This window comes from Oceaniferula spumae (assembly GCF_042849255.1).
GTDB lineage: Bacteria > Verrucomicrobiota > Verrucomicrobiia > Verrucomicrobiales > Akkermansiaceae > Oceaniferula > Oceaniferula spumae.
Genome location: NZ_AP026866.1, coordinates 4,053,160 through 4,075,291, shown reverse-complemented (window position 1 = coordinate 4,075,291; position 22,132 = coordinate 4,053,160). Strand labels below are relative to the sequence as shown.

Sequence of the window (22,132 nt, the reverse complement as noted above, 5' to 3'; positions counted from 1 at the left end):
CCCTTATGAAACGTCTACTTATCGCTGCGCTACTCAGTACCTCTGCCGTACAGGCAGACGACGAGAGCGCCAACTATCTGAACTTTATCATTCAGATTCAAAATAACGCGCCTCTCACCACCCACAAGATCGATGACATTACTCCAGTCGGTAATGGCACAGCTCTGAAAGGTGTTGAGACTAGCTCCACGTTCCAGCTCTGGACCATTCACCGCACCACCGGTGCCGAATACCTGCTGGATGAGAAGATCGTCTCCTCTTATCACCCAGAAGTAGAGATCACGATCACTAGTGCTGATCCATACGAGGCCATTCCACGCACCCGCGTAGACCATCCGTTCGAAGTAAGGTACAAAGTGACGGGTCTCAAGTCCAACGATGAGGATGCTCCTGATAGTTCGAAGTCCATCATCATCAACCATGTAGCAACCACCTATGATACCACCGATGGATATGGCAACGCTCAGGCAATGAATAGTGCGAATCGCATCTGGAATAACGACAATTTAGAAGTCGGCCTCGGACTGGGGCTCGGCCTCGGACTTGGCGGAGGCGATGACGGCGGGGGCCTACTTGGTGGCCTCACAAATGGGCTTGGTGGTATATTTGACAGCTTGCTTTCAGTTGTTCTTCCACAGCAAACCATCGACAAAAACGGCTTGACCAAACAGACACGTCTTACATCCATCCAAGCGGACGATCTCACAACCGCGGCTGGCGAGGAAGTCTTCACCGCTATGGCTCACCCAGACTACGGTGTAGCAGAGCCCTCCATGCTCGGCACTGCCAAAGTTCAGGTCTGGCCCATCGCACAGGGATCTCTCTCAGGCTTCCAACCTGGCGTGGAGTATAACCGCATTCCAGATATCCAAGTCGCACTCAAGGATCTTTACCCTGCCAGCACCACATACGTCCGAGCTTACAAGGGCAACCCTACAGATAACCCGAGCGATCCGATTATCATTAACTCCAGCTACGTCATTCTCAATGATTCCGTTCCTGGCGATCGTCAATACGCTCTTACCGGACTCGACAACTTCATCACAGAAGCCGGAACTTACACTCTGGAAATCCTGCACGAAACTCCGTTCGGAGTTGACCTGCTGGCACAGTCCTCCGGACTTGTGAAAAAAGTAGGCCTGCGTGTGATAGGCAACTTGAACACTTCCGAGTAGGTTCAATCCAGCTCAACCAAAAAGAACCGGTCCCCTTTGTTAGGGGACCGGTTCTTTGTTTTTAAAGATTTAACGAGAGACAAATCCTAACGCTTGGGCGGAAGAACAGAGCCATCATCAGCTCCGGCATCAGGACCATCGTGAGGCGCTGTGATAAGGCCACGAGGACGAGATGCTCCAGTGTTCAACGGGCGGAAATCAGAGCTCTGCGAATCCACCCGGAAGGTAAGCTCATCCATGTCGCGGTTCGTTTCAGAGAGTTGTTTGCGCAACTGCTTCTGCTCGCTACGCATCGCCGCAAGCATCTCCAGGAGGGCGTCCTCACGCTGTGTGGTGGCATAGCCTGCCGGAGGCTGCACTGGCTGGGCCACAACTGCATCAGAAGCCGGAGCGGCAGTGGCCGCAAGCATCACAGCTGAGGCGTTAGGCTCCAATTCCGGATTCGGCGCAGGCACCGTCAAGATAACGGGCGATGGCTGAATGCCATTTTCCACCATAGTTGAAACCTGATGGTAATGAGTGCACGTGACACCGGCGATGAGTCCCAGCGCCAAGGTTGAAAAGAGAGGCAGGGTAATATTCATTGTTCTTGTCTAGGTAAGGATGAAAGAAGCTGCTGCAGACGCTTGATCGAGTCGGCAACGTGTTTCTCGTGGTTTTCTATTTCGGCGGTAGAATTCTGAAGCATGACACCGATGGTATTTTCTTGGGTATACTTCTTGGTGGGATCATAGCCAGGTTCTGAAATTTTGATGGCGCCGTGTCCGTCGACCACAGGAACCAGAACGTAGGGAGTGATGGAGAGGTCGACAGAGTTTCCGCTGGCCAGTTTCACCGTGGTCCGGAATGACTCGGTGTCCTTGGGGGCTGGTGCAAATTTCCAACCGACAGGTGGATTTGAAATCGGTTTCGCAGGCCATGGTGAGTAGACTTTCACCTTGCCCTTGCTTTGTCTGGCTCCTCCACGCCCGGTTGTTTTCTCTACTTGAATTCGGATCGCGTCCTCACCGCCCTGTTCGGTGGTAGTTGTGCCGGTGGTCTCTGTTTTAGCGGGCTCGCCCTCCTCATCAGATTTTTTCGAATCCGCGTCTGCAGTTTCGTCTGGCTTGACGGACTTACCATCCTCACCGATCACCTTGGCTGCAGGAAGCTCAAGCAGCGTGGCTGGGTCCTCGCCCGATGGCACAGGATCCTTGAGCGTCTGGCCATGCAGGCTGCCAGCAAGCAGTGGAAGCACGAGTAGGTTTGAAATTTTCATAGGTTCGAAATGTTGATCGCTGATTGTTAGACTCCCTTTGGGGTTTTACTTTTCTGCCTGTTCCGAGGCATCTGACTTATCGACTTTGATGACAGAGGAGCTTCCTGGAAGCCCGCCCCCCTCAGAGCCTTGATTGTAAGGAATCGACGGGCTGTCAGCTCTTAGAGCTTCGGCAGGGACAGTTTGTTCTAACAGTTCGTTCCAATCACTTAGTATGGACTTCCCTTGTATCCGTAAGTTATGCAGATCACGCTCGTAGATCATCAATCGGGCTAGCACGCTGCGGGCTTTTTCCACATCAGTGGGAGTCCAACGCATGGTGCGGGTCTGATAACGCACTGGCACGTCGAGAATGATTTTTTCCAACTCTCCGTTCCCTGAATCAGCACTGAGAATATGCTGAACTTTCAAGTTGGTACTTTCCCAGCCGGAACCAGCCTCTGAGGCATCACCGGTCATGGCAGCGAGCTTTTGTGGGTCGATGCTAACAGGTGAACCGGAATCAGGCGTTCCAGGCTTATTCGGACCATTATTAACCGGCCCGCCGGGAAGCACATCGTCAGAGGGCACCAGAGCGGCTGTTTCATCCCCCGAATGAGATGCTGGAGATTTCGCCAGATCTGCTGGGGCTGTGATAGGTTCGGCTATGTCCTCGGTGGAAGAGGGCATATCGGTTGCCACTGCTGCGGGAGCCATGACTGGTTTAGTAACATACATCCAGCAGAGCACACCAGATAGGCAGACACTGGCTGCGAGTAACCAAGGATAGGCTTTGTTCAGTTGGTCTTTACCCGTAACCACAGGAGATTTAACGACCTTGGCTGGGGCAACAGGTTGCGCCACATTAGTCTTCTCAGAGGAAGCCTCTAACTGCCTGATCATCTCCTCTACCTCGGCAGGCGTTTGTTCCGCGACAGCGATTGGCTTCGTCGGGATTGGATCTAGTGGAACTTGCATGATTTGATTACTTCTTATCTGTCGCCGACGGGGCCGAGCTGGTGGAGATTGCCCTGGCTCGTGTGATGATAACGCGGTGTGAGCGCGGAGGGGTTTTGACCATGGTCAGGCTATTTCTAGTGACACTGATTTGACGAAGCATTTCCCCCTTGGTGCTGTAGCCTTGGACACCGGCGACGACTTCGATTTCACCCGAGGCTTTCGAGACACCGATGCCGTCTGTGCGATAAATATCGTATGCGGTATAACTATCCTCATCAGACGAGCGGACGTAGACACGCACCTCCATGCCATCGCTAAAAACGCGGTAAACCAGCGGTGATATCACCACGGGGGCAGAGACTCCATTTTCAACACGGAGCTTTGAATTCAACTGATAACTTCCGATGTAACGATACGTCGCAGGGAGTTTTTCAGGGCGATCTTGAGCAAACGTTGTAGATCCCAGCACCAGCCCTAGGCACGACGCCAAGAAGGCAAAGGCTTGTTTGAAGGTTATTGTTTGCTGGTTTCGCATTGGTTACATTCCTAACACACTGTTCTGTTTAACCTCCTACGTCCCATTGTCCGTCATCTGGATCACCAGATGGATCGTAAGCATCGCCATCACCATTAGCGGCCACGGGAGGCGATACATTCACTTTGATGGTATAAGTATTACCATCCAATCCCTCGATGGTGGGCATTGTGGTGGATTTGTCTGAGAAATACGGAATGATCTTAGCTGCCGTCAGGGTAGATACGGCCTCTGTGGGATGCTCGCTTAGATATGTGCGCTGAGCGTTGTATACCATGCGCAGCTTCTGAGACGCTTCATTGCCCTTCTGCCAGTCTCGATAACCACCAACTGCGTACGTAGAAAGGCCGATCAGGGTGATGAGCATCACGATGACAACGGTCATTTCGATCAATGTCAGACCATGTCTGCATTGTCGCGAATTCCCAAGCTGGCGGTAGGTAGTCAACATCCCACACGCAGAATAGCATATCAGCTAAACTTGAAAATAAAAAAATCTTAATTAAATTGAGGGTTACATCCCACTTTTCAACTCCTCATATGTGTCTTTCAGCGTGCTTTGGAGTACAGGATTTTGCAGCAATAACCATCCACCCCAGAGTGCCACGCAGATCAAAACAGCGGTAATCCCCCGGATGATCCACTGATAGGTAAAGCTTCGCCCATCGGGTGCCAGTCGCTTATTATACCAATGTTTCCCCTCTACGACATGGGTCGCGTGCATTAGATGGTTTTCCTTAAGCAATGAGATCACACGCTGTGCTGTCTCGTTGTCCTTGATGATCAGCTTATGCCTGTAATCACTCGACCTGACACCGTCGATCGGTTCGACCCTTACACCTCGCGGCAAACCACCTTCGGGCAATCTAAGTGTTAGGATGTGTGTCTCATAGATGTATTTCTCTTTGAGCCAGCGGTCTATTTTGGTCAATTGCATGTTGTTAGCTCGTTACTGCTCCGGAAGAAGCATTGTGAAAGGCGATCACATCGCCTCTTGCATCATTTGTGGTCCCATCAAAAAGATCGGCATGAACGTGCCCAAGAATACGGCAGCGATCAACATGACCGCGATAACCATCACGACAAAACTGATAAATTGGCTGAAATCATCCATCAGCTGCTCTGCATCCTCTTCAAACATATCCGACAGCATGCCCAGCTGGACATCCAACGATGCGGATTTCTCTCCGATTGCGAGCATGTGAACGACCTGCGGATCCACAGAAGTGTATTTTGCAAATGCAGAAGAAAGCGGCACACCTGATTTTTCATACATATCAGATGCCTTTCGAAGCTCTCCATAGAACGGCGTCTTTTTGACACTGTTGGCCGCCACGCGTAGTGACTTTGCCAAATTAATACCATTCGAATAAAGCAGTTTGATGGTTGAGAGCATTGTCATCTGGCGTAAACTCATAATCATCATCCTTACGACCCTGAACCGTGCCATCGCAAGGTTGGTTATGGTGTTTCTGATCTTATCAGATTTCCAGATTACTGCGGCAATCCCTAACATGATTAAAACAACGACACCCCAGATCTCCTGCACCACGTGACTTACTTTAAATGAGAGAGCCACAAATCCCTTAGCTTCCATTCCAGCCATCATCTTCTCCACCTGAGGAACGATTTTTACTTGGGAAGCGATGAAAGCTCCTACCAATATTGGAATCACAATACAGGGCATCATGATCAACTTCCTCACTTTTTTCCGGAAGAAAAGTTCACTTTTAATCCGCTTACCAAGTTCTCCAAAAGCGGTGTCAAGTTGACCAGCGTCGCCACCAGCCTGAATAAGGCCGATAGTCATATCATCAAACCTCTCCGACATCCGAAAAGCTTCATGAATGGGTATCCCCTTGTTCACATCCGCATTGATTTTTAAAAGTGCTGAGACCAACTCCTTGTTAGGGTGACCGTGCGCATAATACTTCAGAGCATCTGCGGTGTTGATCTGAGCTCGAAGCATAGAAGCCAGAGAGCGAAACATCTGCACGAGCTCCTTCTTCTTGAAGGGCTTGATTTTCTTCGCGAACAGGGTCGATTTTGGCTTCTCCTTAGCTTGCGCCTGAGGAGCAGCCCGACTTACTTTTCGTAGTCCACTACTAGCTGTTGTTGCTTCACTCATCGGTACTCATATCGATCATCTTCCCTATCGCGGCAAGGTCGGTCTTACCTTCCATCAAAAGTTTAAGACCATTGTTTCGAAGGTTCGGCAGTTTGCCCTCCTCCTGAATTTTCAATTCAAGTTCGTATGGTGTGATTTCACCCTTCGATAGCATGTCAGAAACCTTCGGTGTAATCGGAATAATTTCCAAAATAGCAGTTCGGCCAGAGTATCCTGACCCGTGACATTCCTGGCACCCATCTTGTAAGTGATTATAGACTGTGCGTGTGGCCCAAGATTCATCGAGCCCATAGATCACTCTGTCTTTTTCACTGATTCCTTGCTGCTCCATTTTACAATATGGGCACAGCATTTTAATCAGACGCTGGGCACAGGCTGCCTTTAAGGTCTGAGCAATTTTCCAGCGCTCAATTCCCAACTGCTCGAAACGCTCGATAATCTGTGATGCACGGGGGGTGTGAATGGTAGTGAGAACCTTGTGACCTGTAACGGCGGCTTCGATGGCCAGTTCAGCGGATTCGATATCACGCACCTCCCCCATCAAGATGATATCTGGATCGCTTCGCATGAAACTCGCAATCATCGGTTTAAACTCTCCAGGGTGCCTCAGGTCACAGTGGGTTACGCCCGGAATTTCATCCTCCACAGGGTTCTCCAGTGTGAGGATGTTGACATCCGGAGTATTCATCTCACGGAGAATCGCGTTCAGCGTCGTGGATTTACCGGATCCTGTTGGACCACTCATCACGATAATACCCGCTGGGATTTTCATGACCTTATCGAGAGCTAACAGCGTAGAGTCATCAAATGCCAAGGAGCCCTTACCAAGCGTCACGTTCAAATGCCCTTTATCCAGAAGGCGCATGGTAATGTGATATCCGCGATAGGTGCGGTGGCGCTCGTATCGAATATCAATAGGACGTCTGAAGTAGGAAATCGTGAAGCGACCTGAAATCCCTGGAACAGTGTTCCGAATTTCAGCCGATAGCTTCATTAAGTTGAGAAGGAAGGCATCCAACCTGTCTTTCAACTTGATCGGAATTTCGGTCTTCTTGCCGATGTCGCCGTCGACTCGAAATGCATAGTAAAAGCTTTCTTTCTCGACCTTAAAGTGAATATCAGACGCCCTCTGTTTCACTGCGCTGGCCATCACCGTAGCAATCAACTGAGCCATTGGCTCGTCATACTCTTTGGTAACATCGAAGTCCTTGATCTTATCATCGGTATCTTCGACCTCGATGGCCTCTAGCTCATCTTGACTTGGCCCAACATTACCGGAGACGGATTCGATAGCCCGACTTATTTCAGAAGTCAGAGTGACAATTTTAACCAACTCAAACTCAGGAAAACGCATCGACACGTATTCGTCTGCGGCCGGACTCCAAGGGTTTGAAATAGCCACGATGATTTTCTTATCATCGAGGCAGAGAGGCGAAAACCCTCCACGGGTCAGCACAGACGGATCACATTTTTCCAATAATGTGCTATCACAGAAATCGGCGACCTTCGGGAAGAAGGCCATGTTATTGACCTTGGCCACTGCGGCCATGAATACGCTTTTGGTGATTTTAGCTTCCAGCTGACCCGAATCCACTTCTGCAAGCGAAGGGTCATGCTCCTCCAAAGCCTCCCGGATACGGCGGCTGATGAGGGCATTATATCTGACTCCTTCGAATTCTATCATCTTTTCTATTTCTATCTAAAATGCTTTTCACACATCTTCATCCATCCCACATAATCAAGACGAACAATGCTAACAATCGGCTGAACCGGACTTACCTGTCGAATTTCATCAGCTAGGGCTGCGGCTAACGTATCGGCAAAAAACGGATTGATAGACCCGATACCGATTACGTCCAAGTCCTCCGAGTACACAATGGGGACAAGCATCAACTTACACAGTAAGGTAATCTGCGGATACTTTTCGTAAAAGGAGGTCGGTGCTATTAATCTTGCAGCAAACGGTACGCGTGTAGGAGCAAATGGAAGTGACTTCGCCATTTTTGAAGAAATCATTTCCACACTTGCATCCAGCATGTTGCCGTTACCTGCACGAAGTCTTGCCAAACCGGCGATGGGGTCCGCCCCCTTGCCGCTCTCCCAGCTACGCCTCACCGATGCAGCCACCTGACTGCAGTCCTCGGCAGATGCCAAGTTATGCTGCTGAAGCATCGCCAAGTTTCTAATCAAGGCGTGCTCCAGCACGATTGGCACCTCCTGAGAAACAGAGGTTAGGTCAGCGGCAGGTCGAGCTTCAGGTAATGGTAGTTGCTGTGGCTCCGCTTCTATTTGCGGTTGGGTATTCACTTTTTGGGGAAGGGATTACTTACTAGCGTTGCGGGTATCCTTGCGGATAGTCGTCTGGGCAAGTCAAGCTACGTGCTCCATTGATGGTGCGACGAAGGTTCGGCTCGTGGGCAGGGCCAGGATTTTTAGGGTTCACTGAATCATGATCTCTGTAGACAGCTGTATTATGGCGGACACGTTGAGTTGTTCTCCGGTTACTGGTTACACATGAGGGATCATATGATGTTGGAGTCACCACAAAGACCAAGCTAGATTGCTCTTTACTGGTTTGCTTAGACTTGAAGAAGAAGTTGAAAATTGGTATATCGCCAAGAAGCGGCACCTTGCTTTTATCATTCCCTTTTGTCTCGCCATAGAATCCACCGACGATCAATGAGTGTCCGTTAGGTATGCGCGCAATCGATTCGATCGTTGCCTCACTCACACGTGGGTATACGTTACCAGATGGACCGGTAATATTTTCAACAATTTGAGCATTTCTAGGACGCATATTCATACGAATCGTGCCATCTGGAAGCAAGCTAGGGGTCAGTGAAATTGTTACACCAATCTCACGTGTTTTATCAGGGTCTGTCGAATCACTCTGGTCAATCTTATAGCGGACTTCGTCAGTTGTCGTGCTGGCACCATTACCGGTGTTATTAACGGTTGAAGTAATGATTGGCACACGGTCGATGAGAGAGATAATAGCTTTTTCGTTATCTTCAGTGATAACTACTGGATTTGATTTCTGAGTCACCAAGCTGCCCTCGTTCAATGCTCTAAGCACACCACTCAACTGGAATGGGGTTAGGATGATGTTACTGGTATCAGCTTCTGCCGATTCAGTGGCACCTGCGACAGCTCCACCTGAAATAGCAGACCCTTCAAACGTGGAAGGCAGACCAAATACGCTACCCAGGCTACGGATTACATCCACAGGGACCCCTTTGGAACCGAGTGAACTGCTCCAATCTACACCAGACCTATGACCCGCGGAACTGTTCACACGAAGAATCTTAACCTCTACCACAATCTGCCCCTTAGGACGGTCGATCTTGTTAAGCACTCGCTCGATTTGCTCGATGTGATGCATGGTATCGATCACAACAATCGTGTTAGTCTTAGGTTCGTAATTCACAATCCCACGTCCAGCTGTTAGAAGCGGCTGAATCAGTGCCTTAATTTGCTCAATATCCGTTGGGCGAAGATATCTCAATGAATATGTCCACTCCTTGGCTGGAAGACGCTCTAACTGAGCATCCATCATCGCGTAAACAGTGTTCCCTTTGACATACATGCGCAGCCCATACTGGAACGCCAATTCCTCCATTTGTTTGAGTGAACTGCCATCACCGTTTAAGTGACCAGTTACTTTGTATTCATCGGAATTTAATTTGTTATTATGGAAATACTGTTTGCCTGCACGACGGGCCAGAAGCTGGAAAATGTCATTGATGTTGGCATCCTTAATGAGGAATCCACCATCTTCGGCTTCGATCGATTTTGCTTCTCCTGCTTGAGCCGCTGGATCAGCAGCCGGCACTTCCGGATCGGCATCTGCAGGTGCATCACCTGGCAAAACATCTGGTCGGTCTGCTGGCAAATCGTCACCTCGCGCGCCTGGGCCCGGATCAATTGGTCCCGCGGCACCTGGGCCAGCTGGGGACTCATCTTGAGGTCCTCCACGCGAAGGATCGACTCCAGCTGGACCTCCTTCACCTGGGCGGGCTACGCCATCAGGACCTGGTTGTGCAGGAGTTACTTTAACGGCTGACTCTGGAACGTCCTGAGCCATGGTCATGGACGACAGGAATAGTCCTCCTAACATGATAGCTATTGTATATTTCATAATGTGTAAGGGTGTATGGTTTTGGGTGGAGGAAATTATTGGACTACGAAGGGTGCGGATTTACCTTTACTGGCAGGTGTTACACCGGGAACTGACTCGATTCTATTACTGCGGCTCAGCCCCGCAGGAAGTTCATTCATAGCTTTTTTAACAAGTTCACCTGTATCAGTGTTTTTGAAGAGTATGCTATTGATACGTACCGCGACGATCTCGACATTGAGTACCGTGCCATTGAATTCCATTGGGAGCACTTCGCCCTCGGTGAATTCTCTTGATCCGATCGCAAATTTATCGTCGCTAGGCATCACAGCAGTAATCTGAAGTTTGCCAATTGCTTTGAGAAAGGCATCCGATCGTTTTGGAGTCTCTTTTCTTTTGACCACGACGCCTGGAGTTTGGCTGAAACCAAACGGTCCGGTCACTCGGCGAGCGATTGGTAACTTGGTACGCATTTCGGCGAGCCATTTCTCACGAGCTTCCTCATCGAGAAATTTAGCATCATGAGCTTTGAAATCAGCTTTTTCGTCTACTGCTTTAGTTTCCTCAGCCGAGGTAACTGAAGCACTCATTACTACTGCTGTAAGAACGGTGATTATTTTTCGGTCCATACTGTGAATGTAGTTTTAAAGTTAAGCTTTTCGTTCTGTGCATCCGGGCTCATCACCAAGGAGTCCAATTGTAATTGAGGAAGCTTCGATTCTACCTCCATCAAGGTTAGCTGCATGGCACGGTAGGTGCCCGAGAATGACATCTCCACCTGACTAGCTGGCTGCATGATCCCCTTCCCAATACCTTCGCTATAGTTGATCCAGTTATGTGGTCCGCGGGTCAATTCTCTGCCACTGAATTTTTTTTCAGCTACTTTCCAATGATCGATAAAGGTACCCCGTGTCTCGGTTGATAAAACATTATTCCAACGTGCGAGATGGCTACCGTTTTGAGCAACCTGTGCCTGTAACTTAGCAGTCTGCTGATCTACTACTAGAGCTTTTGTATATTCAACTTTTTTGACTTTGAATTTCTTATTGATCACAGAGACACTGTACAAAGCACCACCAGCCAATACCCCCATCACGGTGAGTGGTATAGCTAAACCAAAGATTGCTACAGATTGTTTATAGTAAGAATTCATTTTTTAGTGCTCGTTGGTTTAACTCCGGCTAATGCCATATTATCGTCGCTACCAAAAGTTTGCGTGATCACCATTCTGAACGAATATGGAAGATTTCCTCCAATACGTTTTGGTGATTTAGGTTTGAATTTTGGGTTATTATTTTGCTTCAGGTTTACCGTTACATCTCTGTGTTCGGCTTCAGGTAAATAAGCTTCGTTCCCCGTCGTTTTTGCCACTCCGAGAAACAGGCGTTTAATACCGTCTCGGGTGCTTATAGCTGTTATGTATTTTAAGCCCTCCTCATCTGCTAGACCGTTAACAATCCACTCTTTTTGGAATCCGTGCTTCCCAGCATTTGACGTCTTACTATTGAGGAATCTATGATTTACGTCAGTCAGCATGACTGACCCGTCATCGGGTGATAAACGTGTAATCAGCTCCAGACTGACCCAGCCCTTTGATCGATCTTTTAGCAGATTCTCCCAATGTTTATATTGTTGCAATTCTTTATTGAGAGCAGCGGCTGTACCTGCTGTGTTCTTAGATTCATACATCCACGCCGGATCGGTAAGCTTACTCCAGATACTAAAACCTGAATATAAAACAACCCCACCTAATATACACGCCGCCGCAACTTTACCATGACGACTCATCTTCAGCAGTTTCATGTCTTGCTCGCTAGGACTAAATTCGAGTTCCTCCGCACTAGGGGCTAGAAAGTCCTGAACATGCCAGCCATCCTCCAGACAAGTTCTGAAAGTTTCGTTAGCAGCCAGCGGATTCATTTCCATATCCAACTCCTGAGTGGTAGCTAACATTTCCAATGGAACATCTGTGGGAAGATTTTTATTTCTAACTATTTCACCGATATCCATCAGAATAATCTCCGAATTCATCATCGAACTCTGAAGACTGACGATGGCGGCATCCACATCCTGTCCGCTGACTGGAATTATTTGGATCACTGGGTTTTCCAGTTCGAAGGCCGCCGCAGTTGCGAGCACTGCCGGACCGATATTGGCAGGGACTGTCGCACCATTTGAATGCGGCATGTACCTAAACAACATCAAATCGAAATGCTGATTAAAAAATGCTACTAGACTAAATTGTTTATACGCAAAAACAGCAACTGTCCCATTTTGGTCGGCTCTGGAGAACCAGGGCAAAGCATCAATGGCACATAGAGGAGCGCTAAGAGCAGCTGTCCGTATTGGCAAATTTAACTCTTCACCAATGTCCCTTAAAGCTCTCAGAGTATCTTCGTTCCTTCTTGATACCGCCACTGCAGTTGCAAATTCGTTACCAGCTGCTGCACCAGCATAAGGAAATAGACGCCATGCGTGGCTTTCGATTGATACGGTCTTATCCTCAAGAACCTCTTTTGGCGACTCCACCATTTTAGCCCGAAGTTCATCTAACTCAGCGGGGTTCTGATGCTCTGGACCTAAACTTGCAATCGATAGCTCGTCGGCCAAATAGAAAATAATACCCAGTGATTTTGCTTTCGCAGCGGCCTCATGGGAGAGAGCCTGATTAACAAAAATTTTCAGCTCGTCGTATTGCTCCAACTGACTGGGCTTAAGTACCCCGATTTTTTCATAAAGATTATGAGATTTAACATGAAGGTAGCAGTCCATGCCAGCTTCATCACGCTTGTAGCAATGCACTTGTACATCGAGTTCCAATGCATCCCGGTACCAATCTTTGTTTTTCAAACGATTGGTTTTTGTCGCGAGCTTCACAGTGCGGTTGTAACGCTGCAGGCTATTGAGCTCTGATGGATGTTTGTCTTTGTGTATCATTCTGTAAGGGGTGAGAAAGACTGAAAGTGTTCTACTAAGCACAATTGCCATTATTAATCCACAGTGGCTCTGTGTGTTCGGCGTTTGATCGTTTTAAGCCATTACGCCAGAGGCTATATTTTCGAATGATCTGCTGCCGACCAGCGTGGTCGGCAGCAGAATAAATCGCTTTTTATAACATCAGCTGATTACCAGCCGTTGGTGTTTTCCGGTGCGTGGTCACTGATGGCTCCACCTGAGGCTAAACCATTGTTGGCACAGATTACGGCAGCAATACCAACTTCGGGATATACCCCCTGAGCTGTATACAAACCATCATCAGTAGGGCAGTTCGGCTCACTGAGGTAACGCTCAACGGCTGTGATTGCGTTACCGTCACCGTCTGTACCTGCCGCTGTGTTGTAAATCTCTGTGGACATGTTAAGCGCCGTCCCAGTGTTGATCCCCTTAAGGTTCTGGTTAGCACGCACAGCCTGGTGCACGTTACGAATATTGAGGATACAAGCAGCGCGGTCAGCCCCTTTTTTATAGATGTTCGCACCGATGAACAGCACGGAGATCAGGGTAAGGAGAACGAGAATCACAACAGTGATTTCGATCAGGGTCATACCTGGCTTGATTTTAGTTTTTGCAGTTTTTGTCAGTTTCATTGTTTTTTTTGTTGTGTTGTTGGTGTGGCAGTTGGCCACGGGTTGTTAAGAAACCAGCCTGTTTCGATTAGACGTATTCAACGTCCTCGCGATGCATTCTGGAGTTCTCAAATGTTTCTCTGGAGATTTTACCCTCCTCATACAGACTTGTTAGTTTTTCATCCCAAGCAATGTTGCCTGCACGCTTGATGACATCCTCAAGCGCTCGAGCGCCTCTGTCGTAACTACCGATCGCACTTGATACGGCATCCTCGTTGTTCTGTAAAAATTCGTAGGTTAACACACGACCATCAACGCCGCTCAGCAGACCTTGGGAGTGGATGAAGATAAGAATTTCACTCAGGCGGTTTAGCACAGCCGGGTGGTTCTCCCGAGGATACATCTCAAGAATACGACCCATGGTTTTCACCGCACCTGTGGTGTGCAGAGTGGAAAGCACCAAGTGTCCGGTTTGAGCGGCTTCCATGCATGTTTCCATGGCTTCGCGGTCACGGATCTCACCTAACAAAATCACGTGTGGTGCTTTACGCAGCACGTCCTTTAAGCCTTGTCTGTAAGAAGCCAAGTCCCGTCCAACTTCTTGCTGGGTGACGATACTCGGAGCCATAATCTTCTGGCCCGGCACATGCGGGTCGTCCATGTCGGTAGGATACTGGTATTCAACAGGATCTTCGACGGTGACGATGTGTTTAGGATGGTTCCTACGAAGCCAATCGATGATCGCGGCTAGGGTCGTCGATTTACCAGAACCAGTAGGTCCGGTTACAAGGCAAAGACCAGCCCGACGCTGAACGGCAAGTCGTAGCATTTCGGAGGTATCTGGATCAATCCCCAGAACATCCAATTCAGGAATGCTATCGTTTAGGATCCGGCAGGTCACACCAAGACCATTGGCACTCAAGTGGACTTGAATACGCAAGCGCCCGGAGGTCTTCCCTGTTGCTACGACAAAAATTCCGTTACATGAAAAGTCATCAACATGCCTTTCTTGGAAAGAGGATAGCGCCTCGTCAATTTTACGTGCCGCACGATCCTCAGCTGGCTCGGTTTCACCGAATCCATGACTCGCGGACTCACGGTTTCTTAGTAATTCACGATAGATCTCGTATACATCGTTAGCACTCAATACACCTAGATGCGCGAGGCATTCCATTCCGCGGTGCGTTTCAATATACACTGGCAACTCTGAGCGAATCTGAATATCGGACACGCCCATGGAATCACATACTTGGAAAATCACACCTAACAGACCAGCGCCGGTCATACCATGACGGAAGCCGACCGGTGCAGGGACACCCTGTTGGGCAGGAGCAGCCTGCTGGGAAACCGGAGGCTGAGTCGCGGGAGCTGCCGCTTGCTCGGGCACTGCTGATTCATAGATCGGCTGAGTCTGCAAAGGGTTGTGTAGCAAATTCCCAGTTTGTGCTGGTGGAGCAGGTTGCGCGGCTGGGGCTGCGCGTTCAGCTTGACGCGGGGGCGCCATATGAGGTACCGGCGACGCTGGAATAGGCAGCGGTGGCGCCCCCTGAGGCTCGGCGTTCGGCTGCTGTGCAGACATATCTGTAGAAGAAGAAATCATATTAATTAGCGGGCTGAGGGGTATTATACTCCGCCATTTTTGTGGACATCATGCGTTTCATGTAGGCCCCTTGAGCCTGACGCAGTTTCGTTAGATACTTGGCCCGGGTGTTTAATTCCTCGAGGCGTTCAGTAGAAGCGATCCTTCCCTCCTCCACTGCCGAATTGAGCAACTCGTTGAAAACGGCCATGCAGTGATCAAATTCAGCCAAGCTAGCCTTGGCCTCAGCCACTGTAAATTCTTCATGATAGCTGCCAATGTGATAAACAATGTTGTAGGCAGCACTTGCAGCAGTGATCCATGAAGCTGGATCCACCTCGTCGAGCTTACAAAAATCGAGTGTTTGTTGGGCAAGTTTAACTGCAGCAGCGTCATCCGCTGACGACTTACCGTATGTGGTCGTCGAGAGAAACAGGTGGAGGTTTCCGTAATTTGTATAATTCGAAGGGTCTAAATCATAGGCCAGCCTGAGTTTATCCTCGGTCACGCTCTGGAGATACTTCGCATGAGCCTCTGAGAGCGGTTTACCATCGGTCTTCCGATGCGCAGACGCGCCCATTCTTTTAATCTGTAACTTCGCCAGAGTATGCAATGGCGACTCCGGTGCCTCAACGACTACTTTAGCTTCTTCTCCATGCGCGCCACAACCACAGCCCTCAGCATGGGTGGCATGATCTTCGTGAACATGCTTGTGATGATGTGTATGATCATCACAACCTGATGAGCATTCCTCAGCCTTTCGGTTCTCCGCTTTCAAAGTTGCTGCATGTTCGTGGCTCTGACCTTTGTGCCAATAGAAATCGATTGGCCCCTGCATTGCCAAGGCTAGCACCTTGCCGTATGGACTTCCTTTGATACAACCAGGGTTCGGATCATACGCAAGTTTATCATCCGCCTGGAACTGCATCGCAAAACCAGCCCAAAGACCGACACCTACGAGAAAAGTGCCGCCTACTGCTATTTTTTGGATGTTTCGTTTCATGTAAGGAATTGAATTAAACGAGAAGATTGGTTTTAGAATATCTATGTCGCGGGTTTCGCTTGGAAACAGAGTGTCGAAATCATTGATAATACTAATTTAAGCCCCACAAAATAACCCACCAGCTTCAGGAAATCGGCACCTAACATACTTCCCTGCTTAAATACCAAGCGTGGTGTTAGATCTGCCAAGTGGTAGTGCGGTGATAGGACATAAATCCAATCGAGGAAAATATTGTCCTGCACAGTTGTCATCATCGCGAGGTAGCCAACGCCGAACAATCCATAGACGCTCAGGCACATCGGCACGACGTAACCAATAGTACTGCCGAAACGGCTACCAATGGAGACGGCCAGCATCGCCAATGGCGCAATCACAAGCAAGAACAGCGCAGCGTATTGCATGTTCGTAGCGACCCACATACTGACTTGGTTTTTATCACCAGGCATAGCACCCAGAAGACATACTCCTACAGTGATAGCGACCAGTGGCAGCAAGAAACACATGCAGGCGGCCCACATCTGTAACATCTGGCTAACACGTGACATTCCCGTGCTTAAGAAATACGCACCCAGTCCGGAGCGGGCAGATTCATCGCCGAAGCGCGAGGCTTGGAACAGCACCCAAATGACAGAAACAACCCACAACACGCCCCAAGCCGTCTGCGCGCGCGCTGGCTCGATCAATGTTGGGTTACTCTCATAGGGCGTCAGGTAAGGCAGAACGAGAGGCAGCACCAAAACGCTCAATACGGCCACAATCCAGACTTTACGCTGGAAAATGGTAGCTAAGGTTAAACGAAACAGTTGCATATTAATTCAGTTGATTTTTGAGATCACCCCACTGCTTGGGAACGTCGCCACCGCGGAGGTGCTTGATTTCCCCGTTACTAATAAGGACGGAGCTTTCCATCTCCATGCTGTCGAAATCAGGGTGACAGCTGACCAGACGAAGAACTCCCTCCGACCGACGAGCCCACAAATCTTGGAAAATTTCGCGAGCAAAGGCATCAAGGCCAGTGAATGGCTCATCTAGAAGAAGAATATCGGAACGGCCTTCCTTGACGGAAAATTCAGCCACGAGCAGAGCCACTTTACGTTTATTACCCGTGGATAATTTTCCGTATGGCTTCCGCAGATCCAGTTCAAGCTTCTCAGCCAAGGCCAACGCCTCACGGCAGCCGTCCTTGGGAAGCATACTTTTAAAAATAACTTTAGCTGGCAACTCTCTATCAAAAGCCAGGTCCTCGCTCAGCAATTGGCATCGTCCCTCACACACATAACCACCATCTAACGGCTTAAGCACACCAGCCAGAGTACGCAGTAAAGTGGTCTTACCACGACCGTTACGGGCTAACAGATAGTGCGTTCCACTACCCAATTCAATAACTCCGTCAGAGGACGCTAACCGATCCCTGTAGCCTATGCTCAGGTCACTTGTTAGCTCGATTTTGGGATGTTTAACGTTTGATTGCATGTAAGGTTGCTATGAAACTAGGCAAGCTTGTATGTTTTTTTAAACTTATTAGCAAGTAAAAAAGACAGTCAGTAATGTTAAATATTTAAGATCTCTTAAATACATGCAATTTGAGAAAATTTTAAACCTGTTGCATCCCGCCATTTTCTAACCCCTCTCCCGATCCAGTCCGAGGAGTTTTTGTAATCCGGGCTATCAAATATGAGCCACCGAAGATTTGTTGCCCATGCGAAGGTTTTCAGGGTTTCCTTTTTTCCAAAAGCAGACTATCTCGCCCCTGCACCAGAACTATGAGCAATCGCATCGACGCAACCTTTCAACGCCTGAAGACGAATGATGAAGCCGCATTCGTTGCCTACGTCTGTGCTGGCGACCCTAGTTATGATTCATCCCTGAACGTCATCCGTTCCCTCGCCGATGCCGGAGCAGACATCATCGAACTAGGGGTTCCATTCTCAGACCCCCAGGCAGACGGCATCGTAAACCAGCTCGCAGCTGAGCGTGCCTTGAAGGCTGGAATGTCGGTGAATAAACTGATGCAACTCATTCTCGATTTCCGATCCAGCCACGATACGCCACTCGTTTTGTTCACCTATTTAAATCCGGTTTACGCCTACGGATATGAAAAATTTCATATCGATGCCGCAGCAGCCGGTGCCGATGGCATCCTACTTCTGGACCTCCCTCCGGACGAGGTTTCCAATAACAAGGAACTGACCGCCTCAGAGGGACTGAAGCACATCACTCTGATCTCACCTTCGACTCCTCCCGCCCGCATGAAGATGCTTGCGGAACAATCTGAAGGCTTTATCTACGCGCTCTCACGCATGGGCGTGACTGGAGCCCAGGCCGCGCCCTCTACCAGCATCGGCGCACTCGTTTCCGATATCAAACAACACACCGACACCCCCGTCTGCGTCGGCTTCGGCATCAATACACCAGAACAAGCTGCTCTCGTGGCCTCTGCCTGCGACGGCGTAGTGGTCGGTTCCGCCATCGTGAATCAAGTTGCGGAAAACGCAGGCGATGCCAATCTGCCGCAGATCATCAGCGACTTCACCAGCCCCCTCATCCAAGCGACCAAAAATCAATAATCACCATGCAACTGCACTTTCATAAAATGAACGGCGCCGGCAACGACTTCGTAGTTGTGGACAACCGTAAGCTCGACCAGAACCTCAGCAAGGATCAGATCGCCAAACTCTGCGATCGCCAACGCGGCGTCGGAGCCGATGGGCTGTTAGCTGTCGAACCCGCCGAAAAGGGGGCTGATTTCAAATTCCGCTATTATAATGCCGATGGCGGCGAGGCGGAAATGTGTGGCAATGGAGCGCGCTGCTTTGGAAGATACACAGCCGGCCTCATGGGAGAGGGCTCCTCACTGGTGACCTTCGAAACCATCGCCGGAACACTCAGCGCCCAGATCATCGACGACAATGTCTGCATTGCCATGTCCGAGCCATTCGATCTCGCACTGCACACCGATGTCAAAGTCGAAGGTCTCGATGCCGATGTGCATGTGATCAACACTGGCGTGCCTCACGTCGTGGTCTTTGTGGATGATCTCGAAAATCTCGACGTGGTGAAATACGGTGCCGCCCTGCGCTACCATGAGCATTTCGCTCCAGCGGGGACCAATGTCAATTTCACCAAAGTGATCAACGATCAGCACATCGCCATCCGTACCTACGAGCGCGGAGTTGAAGGTGAAACACTCGCCTGTGGCACCGGCATGACAGCATGCGCGCTTATCCATCATTTACTCAACAACGCAGGCTCGCCAGTCTCCGTCGACGTCAAGGGAGGCGAGACTCTCGAAATCGGATTCATCCCCGAGTCAGACAAGCCATTCTCCGGCGTCACCCTCACCGGCCCAGCCGACTTCGTCTTCGAAGGCGAAATTACCATCTAACTTTTTAAACAAATAAATTTTTATGTTCCAAGGAACCCACACCGCACTAATTACCCCATTCCGCGACGGCAAGATCGATACCGATGCTTTCCGCGCACTGATTGACCGCCAAGTAGCCGCCGGCGTCGACGGCATCGTGCCATGCGGCACCACCGGCGAATCCCCCACCCTCGGCCGCAAGGAACACCTCCGCGTGATCGAGCTGGCAATCGAGTTCGCAGCAGGCCGCGTCAAAGTCATCGCTGGCACTGGAGCCAATGCTACCGCTGAAGCCATCGAGCTCACAACCAAAGCCGCCGCCATGGGAGCAGACGCCACGCTTCAAGTCTGCCCATATTACAACAAGCCATCCCAAGAAGGTCTCTACCAGCATTACAAGGCCATCGCCGAGTGCACCGACCTGCCGATGATGTTATATAGTATCCCCGGACGCTCGGTGATCGAAATCGAAGTCGACACGATCAAGCGACTCGCCGCCGATTGCCCGACGATTATCGCCAACAAAGAAGCCGGCGGTGATCCCGAGCGTATCACCCAGATCAAGGCAGCGCTGCCTGATGATTTCCAACTCCTCTCAGGCGACGACCCGTTGACCATCGAGTTCATGAAGCGTGGTGCTGTGGGACTTGTTTCCGTGGCCACCAACCTGATCCCCGATGTCATGGCTGGCCTGGTCCGCGCTATGAGCGAGGGTCGCGTGGCCGATGCCGAGGCGATTCAGGCGAAATACGAGCCGCTTTTCAAAACTCTCATGTCGCTCGACACCAATCCGGTTCCAATCAAGACCGCCGTTGCCCTGCAAGGACATTGCACCAACGAACTACGCCTGCCATTGGTCAATCTCAGCACTGAGAACGAAGGCACTCTTCGCCAGTGCCTGACAGACTTTGGCCTTCTCTAGACTGCATCATTCAAAGGTTGGATTTTCATCATTCCGACTCATATTAAACCCATGAGAATCACCATCGAGATTGATGAAACCACCTTGGAACACGTGCAGGCAATGACTGGCGAGTCCAAGAAAAGCCCTGCCGTAAGCAAGGCCGTGAAGGAATTCGTGCGCAGACGGATGGCGAAGGATTTTGGAAACTTGATGATGGATGGCGCCTTCGACTACCCATCCACTCCTGAGGAAATCGAAGCCTTGGACCGTTAATTCCCGTTAGTCGCCATGCCACCGATCCAAGCTCGTGATCCGCTCAATCCCATGGTGCTGGTTGACTCCAGCTGCTGGATCGAAGCCACTCGGAAAAACGGCAGCATCGAAGTGAAAGCAGCGGTAAAAGGTTTGCTCGATGAATTTCTAGCTCTGCTCTGCGGCCCGGTTGAACTTGAAGTCCTCGGCGGCTCGCGCGCGTATGAACGCGAGCGCCTGAAAAGCTACTTTGAGATCCTCCCCTACCGCACCAGTGATCACAAGATCTGGCGGGAAGCGATGGAGACCGGATGGAAACTCCGAGATGCGGGCGTGACAGCGCCGTGGAATAACACCATCATCGCCACCATCGCATGTCGCTACGATTACCGCGTCTACAGCATCGATAAACATTTCCCAATGATGGCCAAGATCCTAGGATTCTCCCTCTACGAACCAGGCTACGGTGGACGCTACAATCCTAACTAATCAGCGCGGCTCCCCAGAGCCACACTCTACTCTATTTCCCAATCCCAACTTCCTAACAACAACACTCCAATGACCAAACTTCTCATCACAGGACGCAGCGGCCGCATGGGCCAGACACTCGTCGAAGCAGGAAATGAAAACCCGGATACCGAAGTCACCAGCACGCACGATGCCGGAGACGATCTCGCTGCCGCATTTGCAGATGTCGATGCCGCCATCGACTTTACCGTGCACCACTTCACCAGCGAAGTCCTCGATGCCGCCCTCGCCTCTAACACCGCCTTGGTAATCGGAACCACTGGCCACACCGATGAGGAACGCGCCCGCATTGTCGAGGCTTCCAAGAAATTACCCATCGTCTTCGCCCCGAACTTCTCTGTCGGCGTCAACACCCTCTTCTACCTCACACGCAAAGCCGCGCAGATTCTCGGCAATGACCGCTTTGATATCGAAGTCACGGAAATGCACCACCGCCATAAGATCGACGCACCATCCGGCACCGCTCGCAGGTTGTTAGAAATCCTCAACGAGGAAACTAACACCAGCTACGAAGACGATGTCGCCCACGGTCGTGTCGGCAACATCGGCGCCCGCCCTAGTCAGGAAATCGGCATGCACACCCTCCGCGGCGGTGATGTCGTAGGCGATCACACCGTCATGTTTGCCGCCGATGGCGAACGCGTCGAACTCACCCACAAGGCGTCCAGCCGTATGACCTTCGCCTCTGGTGCCGTCCGCGCCGCTGTCTGGCTCCAGGACCAACCTGCTGGTCTCTACGACATGCAAGACGTCCTCGGACTGCAGTAAGTCCCGATCCCTGACC

General features: G+C 50.2%; 25 protein-coding genes. 7 read left to right on the top strand and 18 right to left on the bottom strand.

Annotated elements, in window-relative coordinates:
* Positions 1–5: 5 nt before the first annotated feature.
* On the top strand, positions 6–1,175 hold the full coding sequence (locus tag ACSPJT_RS17390; RefSeq protein ID WP_435893830.1) for a hypothetical protein: 1,170 nt from the start codon (positions 6–8) through the stop codon (positions 1,173–1,175).
* An 86-nt stretch (positions 1,176–1,261) separates the two neighbouring features.
* Here the strand turns inward: ACSPJT_RS17390 and ACSPJT_RS17385 are convergent, their stop codons facing one another.
* From ACSPJT_RS17385 to ACSPJT_RS17300, 18 genes are all read right to left on the bottom strand, one after another.
* Positions 1,262–1,759: a hypothetical protein gene (locus tag ACSPJT_RS17385; RefSeq protein WP_435893829.1), complete on the bottom strand. Its 498-nt coding sequence runs from the start codon at positions 1,757–1,759 to the stop codon at positions 1,262–1,264.
* On the bottom strand, positions 1,756–2,433 hold the full coding sequence (locus ACSPJT_RS17380; protein ID WP_435893828.1) for a hypothetical protein: 678 nt from the start codon (positions 2,431–2,433) through the stop codon (positions 1,756–1,758). Before ACSPJT_RS17380 ends, ACSPJT_RS17385 begins: the two co-directional genes overlap by 4 nt.
* A gap of 45 nt (positions 2,434–2,478) precedes the next feature.
* Positions 2,479–3,390: a hypothetical protein gene (locus ACSPJT_RS17375; RefSeq protein WP_435893827.1), complete on the bottom strand. Its 912-nt coding sequence runs from the start codon at positions 3,388–3,390 to the stop codon at positions 2,479–2,481.
* Between the two features lie 7 nt (positions 3,391–3,397).
* Positions 3,398–3,907: a hypothetical protein gene (locus ACSPJT_RS17370; protein WP_435893826.1), complete on the bottom strand. Its 510-nt coding sequence runs from the start codon at positions 3,905–3,907 to the stop codon at positions 3,398–3,400.
* A 28-nt stretch (positions 3,908–3,935) separates the two neighbouring features.
* Complete coding sequence (locus tag ACSPJT_RS17365) at positions 3,936–4,292, bottom strand: hypothetical protein (protein ID WP_435893825.1); 357 nt, start codon at positions 4,290–4,292, stop codon at positions 3,936–3,938.
* 129 nt (positions 4,293–4,421) lie between these two features.
* Positions 4,422–4,844: a hypothetical protein gene (locus ACSPJT_RS17360; RefSeq protein ID WP_435893824.1), complete on the bottom strand. Its 423-nt coding sequence runs from the start codon at positions 4,842–4,844 to the stop codon at positions 4,422–4,424.
* A 45-nt stretch (positions 4,845–4,889) separates the two neighbouring features.
* Positions 4,890–6,035 (bottom strand): type II secretion system F family protein, encoded by a 1,146-nt coding sequence (locus ACSPJT_RS17355; protein WP_435893823.1) that lies wholly within the window; start codon positions 6,033–6,035, stop codon positions 4,890–4,892.
* The gene (locus ACSPJT_RS17350; protein ID WP_435893822.1) at positions 6,028–7,719 is read right to left on the bottom strand and encodes a GspE/PulE family protein; all 1,692 of its coding nucleotides are present in this window, start codon (positions 7,717–7,719) and stop codon (positions 6,028–6,030) included. The genes ACSPJT_RS17355 and ACSPJT_RS17350 overlap by 8 nt, the downstream gene beginning before the upstream one ends.
* An 11-nt stretch (positions 7,720–7,730) precedes the next feature.
* On the bottom strand, positions 7,731–8,342 hold the full coding sequence (locus ACSPJT_RS17345; protein WP_435893821.1) for a hypothetical protein: 612 nt from the start codon (positions 8,340–8,342) through the stop codon (positions 7,731–7,733).
* A 22-nt stretch (positions 8,343–8,364) separates the two neighbouring features.
* Positions 8,365–10,173, bottom strand: coding sequence for a secretin N-terminal domain-containing protein (locus ACSPJT_RS17340; RefSeq protein ID WP_435893820.1), 1,809 nt, complete (start codon positions 10,171–10,173; stop codon positions 8,365–8,367).
* 35 nt (positions 10,174–10,208) lie between these two features.
* Entirely contained in the window at positions 10,209–10,781 is a 573-nt protein-coding gene (locus ACSPJT_RS17335) for a hypothetical protein (RefSeq protein ID WP_435893819.1), read from the bottom strand.
* Positions 10,766–11,305 (bottom strand): hypothetical protein, encoded by a 540-nt coding sequence (locus ACSPJT_RS17330; protein WP_435893818.1) that lies wholly within the window; start codon positions 11,303–11,305, stop codon positions 10,766–10,768. Before ACSPJT_RS17330 ends, ACSPJT_RS17335 begins: the two co-directional genes overlap by 16 nt.
* Positions 11,302–13,089, bottom strand: coding sequence for a hypothetical protein (locus ACSPJT_RS17325; RefSeq protein WP_435893817.1), 1,788 nt, complete (start codon positions 13,087–13,089; stop codon positions 11,302–11,304). The genes ACSPJT_RS17330 and ACSPJT_RS17325 overlap by 4 nt, the downstream gene beginning before the upstream one ends.
* A 188-nt stretch (positions 13,090–13,277) precedes the next feature.
* Positions 13,278–13,739 (bottom strand): type II secretion system protein, encoded by a 462-nt coding sequence (locus ACSPJT_RS17320; RefSeq protein ID WP_435893816.1) that lies wholly within the window; start codon positions 13,737–13,739, stop codon positions 13,278–13,280.
* A 67-nt stretch (positions 13,740–13,806) separates the two neighbouring features.
* Positions 13,807–15,222, bottom strand: a complete 1,416-nt coding sequence (locus ACSPJT_RS17315; RefSeq protein WP_435893815.1) for a type IV pilus twitching motility protein PilT — start codon at positions 15,220–15,222, stop codon at positions 13,807–13,809.
* A gap of 97 nt (positions 15,223–15,319) precedes the next feature.
* A complete protein-coding gene (locus ACSPJT_RS17310) occupies positions 15,320–16,300 on the bottom strand; it encodes a hypothetical protein (protein WP_435893814.1) in 981 nt (326 codons plus the stop codon).
* 41 nt (positions 16,301–16,341) lie between these two features.
* Positions 16,342–17,109: a hypothetical protein gene (locus ACSPJT_RS17305; RefSeq protein ID WP_435893813.1), complete on the bottom strand. Its 768-nt coding sequence runs from the start codon at positions 17,107–17,109 to the stop codon at positions 16,342–16,344.
* 1 nt (position 17,110) lies between these two features.
* Positions 17,111–17,773, bottom strand: a complete 663-nt coding sequence (locus tag ACSPJT_RS17300; protein ID WP_435893812.1) for an ABC transporter ATP-binding protein — start codon at positions 17,771–17,773, stop codon at positions 17,111–17,113.
* A 290-nt stretch (positions 17,774–18,063) separates the two neighbouring features.
* On the opposite strand from ACSPJT_RS17300, the gene trpA reads away from it, so the two are divergent.
* The 6 genes from trpA to dapB all read left to right on the top strand — a co-directional run bounded on the left by trpA (position 18,064) and on the right by dapB (position 22,116).
* Positions 18,064–18,867: a tryptophan synthase subunit alpha gene (trpA, locus tag ACSPJT_RS17295; RefSeq protein ID WP_435893811.1), complete on the top strand. Its 804-nt coding sequence runs from the start codon at positions 18,064–18,066 to the stop codon at positions 18,865–18,867.
* Positions 18,868–18,872: 5 nt separating this feature from the next.
* On the top strand, positions 18,873–19,685 hold the full coding sequence (dapF, locus tag ACSPJT_RS17290; RefSeq protein ID WP_435893810.1) for a diaminopimelate epimerase: 813 nt from the start codon (positions 18,873–18,875) through the stop codon (positions 19,683–19,685).
* Between the two features lie 22 nt (positions 19,686–19,707).
* Positions 19,708–20,586: a 4-hydroxy-tetrahydrodipicolinate synthase gene (gene dapA / locus ACSPJT_RS17285; protein WP_435893809.1), complete on the top strand. Its 879-nt coding sequence runs from the start codon at positions 19,708–19,710 to the stop codon at positions 20,584–20,586.
* A 51-nt stretch (positions 20,587–20,637) separates the two neighbouring features.
* Positions 20,638–20,841 carry a type II toxin-antitoxin system VapB family antitoxin gene (locus ACSPJT_RS17280; RefSeq protein WP_435893808.1) on the top strand — a complete coding sequence of 68 codons (204 nt, stop codon included), beginning with the start codon at positions 20,638–20,640 and terminating at the stop codon, positions 20,839–20,841.
* Positions 20,842–20,856: 15 nt separating this feature from the next.
* The gene (locus tag ACSPJT_RS17275) at positions 20,857–21,309 is read left to right on the top strand and encodes a PIN domain-containing protein (protein WP_435893807.1); all 453 of its coding nucleotides are present in this window, start codon (positions 20,857–20,859) and stop codon (positions 21,307–21,309) included.
* A 69-nt stretch (positions 21,310–21,378) separates the two neighbouring features.
* Positions 21,379–22,116 (top strand): 4-hydroxy-tetrahydrodipicolinate reductase, encoded by a 738-nt coding sequence (gene dapB, locus ACSPJT_RS17270; RefSeq protein WP_435893806.1) that lies wholly within the window; start codon positions 21,379–21,381, stop codon positions 22,114–22,116.
* Positions 22,117–22,132 lie beyond the last annotated feature (16 nt).